At 72.1% G+C, this 5,257-nt stretch carries 3 protein-coding genes; 1 reads left to right on the top strand and 2 read right to left on the bottom strand.

From position 1 onward, the window contains the following. Nucleotides 1–112: 112 nt before the first annotated feature. Nucleotides 113–1,009, top strand: coding sequence for a proline iminopeptidase-family hydrolase (locus tag OG896_RS04235; RefSeq protein WP_329373689.1), 897 nt, complete (start codon nucleotides 113–115; stop codon nucleotides 1,007–1,009). A 4-nt stretch (nucleotides 1,010–1,013) separates the two neighbouring features. Here OG896_RS04235 and OG896_RS04230 read toward each other — a convergent pair whose 3' ends face one another. Then, nucleotides 1,014–2,066 carry a helix-turn-helix transcriptional regulator gene (locus tag OG896_RS04230; RefSeq protein ID WP_329362498.1) on the bottom strand — a complete coding sequence of 351 codons (1,053 nt, stop codon included), beginning with the start codon at nucleotides 2,064–2,066 and terminating at the stop codon, nucleotides 1,014–1,016. A gap of 278 nt (nucleotides 2,067–2,344) precedes the next feature. After that, nucleotides 2,345–4,981, bottom strand: a complete 2,637-nt coding sequence (locus OG896_RS04225; protein WP_329362497.1) for a helix-turn-helix transcriptional regulator — start codon at nucleotides 4,979–4,981, stop codon at nucleotides 2,345–2,347. Between the last annotated feature and the right edge of the window lie 276 nt (nucleotides 4,982–5,257).

Here is a 5,257-nt window from a genome sequence, read left to right as displayed (position 1 = left end):
GCGGCGCCCGCCCCTGTGCGGGCGGCTCCGGGGGGAGGCCGGTCCGGCCGGCCTCCCCCCACCGTCAGGAACCGACGTGTCACCGACGTGCCAAAGAGAGGCGATGGACATCATGCACCCGGCCCCGAGCGCCCGAGGAACCCTGCCGTTCGGTCCCTACCGGACCTGGTACCGCGTCACCGGCGAGCTGGGCGCCGGCCGGCCGGCACTGGTCGCCGTGCACGGCGGTCCCGGCAGCACGCACGACTACCTGCTGCGGCTGGCCGGCTTCGCCGCGCACGGCTGGCCGGTCGTCCACTACGACCAGCTCGGCAACGGCGGTTCCACCCATCTGCCGGACGCCGGCGCGGACTTCTGGACCGTCGAGCTGTTCCTCGACGAACTCGACAACCTGCTGCGCGGCCTGGGCGTGGCCGACGACTACATCCTGTTCGGGCAGTCCTGGGGCGGCCTGCTGTCCGCGAAGCACGCCTCGACCCGCCCCGCCGGGCTGCGCGGCCTCGTCATCGCCGACTCGCCCGCCTCCTACCCGCTGTGGATGCAGGAGATGAAGGTGCTGCGGTCCCAACTGCCGCCCGGCACCGACGAGGAACTCGCCCGCCACGAAGCGGCCGGCACCACCGACACCGACGCGTACCACGCCGTCGCGCAGCCCTTCTACGAGCGGCACGTGTGCCGGCTCAAGCCCTGGCCCCGGGACTGGACCGCGTCGTTCTACGAGCTGTACAACGACCCCACCGTGTACTACGCCATGAACGGTCCGAGCGAGTTCCACGTCGTCGGCACCCTGCGCGACTGGTCCGTGGAGGACGTCATCGCCGACATCGCCGTGCCGACGCTGCTGATCTCGGGCCGCCACGACGAGGCGACGCCGGCGACCGTGCAGCCCTACCAGGACCTGATCCCCGACGTGCGCTGGAAGATCCTGGAGGAGTCCAGCCACCTGCCCCACCTGGAGGAGCCCGAGCGCTTCGACGAGATCCTGCTGGCCTTCCTCGCGGGGCTGTGACCGCTCACCTGTCGTCGAGCCAGCCCGCCCCGGGCTCCGGCTGGCCGTCGATCAGACCGCGCTGCGCGGCGATGACACCCGCCTGGAACCGGCTCGTGGCCTTCAGCTCCTCCGTCAGGTCGGAGATGTGCCGGCGGCAGGTGCGCACCGACATCCCGAGCCGGCGCGCCACCATCTCGTCCTTGTAGCCGTTCGCCATGAGCCGCAGGATCGACCGTTTGAGGTCGTCGGTGCGCGGCGCCGGCGACGCGGTGTTCGGCGCGAACGGAACCGACCGGCTCCAGAAGTAGTTGAAGAGCGAGCAGATGAAGGCCACCAGGTTCGGCTCCTTCACGACGACCGCACCGTCCCCGCCGCCCCGGGCCGACTGCGCGGGCAGGAAGGCCACCTCCCGGTCGTAGACGACCATCCGGTCGACGAGTTCCTCCGTGGTGCGTACGTGCGCGCCACGGGCGGTGATCTGCCGCACGTAGGCGATGGTGGTCAGATCACCGCGCGCCGTGTGCTGGTAGATCGTCCGCAGCTCGACCCCGCGTTCGAGGGCGGAGAGCATCGACGGCCCCGGCCGGTCCGACTCGGCGCCGTACCGGGGGCGGGCGGGCTGCACGTCCAGCACCTCGCTGCGGCACCGCCTGCGGTAGTGGTCGAGCATCGACTGGACGGTGTCGGCGTCGGACACGATGTCGAACGCCTCCACCTCGTTGCGCCGCCGGCGCGCCTCGAAGTACACGGGTACGAGCGACAGCAGTTGGCTGCGGATCTCGGCCGCCGCCCTCTGTATCCGGTGGACCTCCTCGTCCAGCGGCCCGACGAGATCGGCGGAGGCGACGTCCGGGTTCACCGGGACGAGCACGTCCGGCGCGCCCGGCATCGCCTGAAGGAGCCGGAGCCGGCGCAGGACCCGTTCGGCCCTGACGACCTCCTCCGACGGCAACTCCATCCGGTCGCCCAGCTCCTGGCGGGAGAACGTCCCGATCTGGATCGCTTCCCGGTAGGCCGCGGCGCTGACGTCGTCCAGTTCGAGGCAGTTCCGCTCATCAGATACCGGCTCCGACATCCTGACAGGACCCCCGTCCGTCGCATCTGGATATGCCGAGGGTCAACGTACTCCAGGTTGCTTTGCACGGCGGGTATGCGAACGCCCACAGTTTCCGGCGCCGGCGCCGGCGACGAGGGCGGCGGGTGGGGCAGCCGGTGCGGCGGCGGGACGTGCGGCCGGTGGGGCGGCCGGTGCGGAAAGCCGGTGGGGAGGCGGGACGGGCGAACGATGGGGGGTGGGACGGGTGAACGGTGGGGCGGCCGGTGGGGCGGCCGCCCTGCGCGTCGCCCGGTCGCTCAGGCGCTCTCCATGGAGCCGAGCGGGAGGTCCACCGGCAGGTCCTGGCGGCGGCTGATGCTCAACTTGCGGTAGACGTGGGTCAGATGCTGCTCGACGGTGCTGACCGTGATGTACAGCTTCGAGGAGATCTCCCGGTTGGTGTAGCCATGCGCGGCGAGCGCGGCCACCCGGCGCTCGGACTCGCTCAGCTTTGCGTCGCTCTCCTCGGCTCCCCGTCTTTGCCGCGGCACCGTGGGATAGCAGGGGTTCAACTGCGCGGCGAGCCCGGGCAGGATGACCTCGCGCAGCGTCTTCGCGCCGCACGCGTGCGCCAGGTTCCAGGCCCGCCGGGTGAGCATGCTCGCCCGGTTGGTCTCCCCGACCGCCTGGAGGTGCTGGCCGAGGTCGGCGAGCGCCCGGGCCAGTTCCACCCGGTCCCCCGACAGCCGCAGCTCGTCGATGGCCTCCTTCAGCAGCGCCTGCCGCTGCTCCGGCGGCCGGATCGCCGCGCGCAGCCGGAGCGAGATGCCCCGTACCCGCGGATGCCGGGCGTCCGGCAGGGAAAGCTGCTCCGCCACCAACTGCTCGGCCTGCTCGGGCTCCCCGAGCCGTACCAGCGCGTCCGCGGCCTCCGTCCGCCACGGCAGGGCCACCGGCCGGTCCAGTCCCCAGGACCGCAGCAGCCTGCCGACCTCCAGGAAGTCACGCAGCGCGGAGGCGTACTGGTTGGTCGCCACGTAGTGCACGCCGCGCGCGTACAGGTAGGAGGACAGGTACACGCTGTCGTCACGGGAGTTGGCGATGGGCAGGTCCAGCAGCCGGGCCACCGTGGCGTGTTGGCCCATCGCGGTCCGCGCCCTGATCAACAGGGCGGCCGGCGCCGCCACGAAGACGGTGCCGTTGCGGCCGGGCAGTGCCTCCCACGCGCGTAGAGCTTGCCGTTCGGCGCCGCGCAGGTCACCGAGACGCAGCAGGACGTCGCCGTGGAGCGTGGCGAACACCGCGGTCCACGCGGGGGCGTTGCGGCAGGCGGCGTCGTCGGCGAAGGTCTGGCACCACGGGGTGGCCCGCTCCGGGTGCTCGGACAGGATGAGCGTCTGGAGGGCCTGCACGATCGGCAGCAGCGTGGTCTCGGTCAGGACGGCGTCCTGCAGGAACCGTTCGCAGTCCGCCAGATCGCTCATGCCCCGGTCCCGCACCGCCCAGAAGGCCGCGTGGGGCAGGTTCGGGTAGGGATCGTGCGCCGTACCGGAGTCCGGCCCGGGCGGGTTCATCCGCCGCAGGACCTCGTCGGTCTCGGCGATGCGCCCCTGCGCGCTGAGCGAGCGGACCAGAGCGGTCAGCCGGCCCTTGCTGAGCTGGCCCGCGCGCGCCAGCCGCAGCGGCTCGGCGAGGTGCTTCTCGGCCGCGGCCGGGTCGAACCGCCAGGTGATCGAGGACAGCCGGGTCTTGATCTCCGCCCGCGTTCCCTCGTCGGTGCAGGCGTCGTAGGCCAGGTGGAGCAGGTCGGCGGCCTGCCGCGGGTCGTCGGTGACCATCAGCTGCTCGGCTCGCTCCCGCAGCACGTCGACCGCCCACAGGGTGTCCGGCCACGGCTCGTGGGCGTGGACGGAGGCGCGCAGGTGCTGGATGACCTTCGCGGCCGGCTCCTGCGCCTGGTAGGCCAGGCGGGCGCAACGCCGGTGCAGGCGGGCCCGCTTGGCCGGCTCCAGCGCGTCCAGCACGGCGGCCGCGGCGCCCGGGTGCCGGAAGCGGTGGCCGTCGAGGATGCCCGCCGCCCGCAGCGCGGTGTCGGCCTGCTCGACCGCGGAGACCGGGATGCCCAGCAGCAGCGCGGCCTGCTCCGGCGAGCCGCGGTCCTGGAGCAGCGCGAGGGCGACGCCCAGGTCGAAGGCGGCCGGGCCGCTGCGCAGCACGCACGTCAGCACGGCCTGGGAGAAGAGCCCGCCGCGCTCCGGCTCCAACTCCTCCGTGGTGGTGGCGGGCGGGGTGGTGGCGCGGGTCTCCTCCAGCAGGGCCCGCAGGAGAAGGGGGTTGCCGCCGCTGATGTCGTGCAGCGCCGCGGCGGACCCGGGGATGGCGGCGATCCGCGGGTAGCCGGCGACCGCCTCCGCGACGGCCGCCTCGCTCAACCGGCCCAGCCGGATGCGCCGGAAGTCGGGCCGGCGCAGCAACTCGGTGTCGAACGTCGGGTCCTGGGAGCTGAAGTGCAGCGACCGCGCCGCCACCAGCAGGACCGGACCGGTACGGGCGTGCCGGATGAGCGCCTGGAGGTACTGCAACGACACGGCGTCCGCGTACTGGAGGTCGTCCACGCAGCAGACGACCGGCACGTTCTGGCTCAGCTCCTGGATCGCCGCGCAGAACTCGCGCATGGCCTCGGCGCGCGGCCGGCCGTCCGTGGCCTGCGGCACCTGGGCCAGCCGCGGGGTCGGCGCGTCGGCGAGCAGTTGCCGCAGTACTCCCGACGGGACGTCCGCCTCGCCCGGTGACCCGACCCCGTGCAGGAGGGCGGCGCCCTCGGCCACCGCTCGCTTTGCGAGGAAGTCGATTAAATCGCTCTTTCCGCAGCCTGAGGCGCCCTCGATAAACAGCAGACGGGCTTGCCCGGAGAGGAAATCGGCCAGTGTTGATTCGATGATCTCAATGTCCATACGATGTTCCACGAGAGTCATCATCTTCCCCCGAATTGGCGACTCGATGCAACGTACGATCAACGGCGTAAGTCTAGAGAGCGGGCAGTCGTTTCGCGCTGACCGCAAGTTGCACGGCAGTAAGTTCGCATGTAGGGGTGGCGCCCTCTCTACGGGCGCATAGGGGGTTGGATCAGGGGAGATGTCCCTTCGCCGGCTAGCCGCGGGGGCACGTTCCGGTCCTGAAGTCCGCGGCAGTTCGTGGCGGACTCACAGGGCTCCTTCGGTCCGCGGGCC

The sequence above is a fragment of the Streptomyces sp. NBC_00669 genome (assembly GCF_036226785.1).
In the GTDB taxonomy this organism is placed as follows: Bacteria; Actinomycetota; Actinomycetes; order Streptomycetales; family Streptomycetaceae; genus Actinacidiphila.
This window is presented reverse-complemented; position numbering and strand designations above follow the sequence as displayed.

Excerpts from the sequence above, each read along its gene's own strand:
- OG896_RS04225 (WP_329362497.1), bottom strand. The coding sequence starts at position 4,981 with ATGGACATTGAGATCATCGAATCAACACTGGCCGATTTCCTCTCCGGG.
- OG896_RS04235 (WP_329373689.1), top strand. The coding sequence starts at position 113 with ATGCACCCGGCCCCGAGCGCCCGAGGAACCCTGCCGTTCGGTCCCTAC.
- OG896_RS04230 (WP_329362498.1), bottom strand. The coding sequence starts at position 2,066 with ATGTCGGAGCCGGTATCTGATGAGCGGAACTGCCTCGAACTGGACGAC.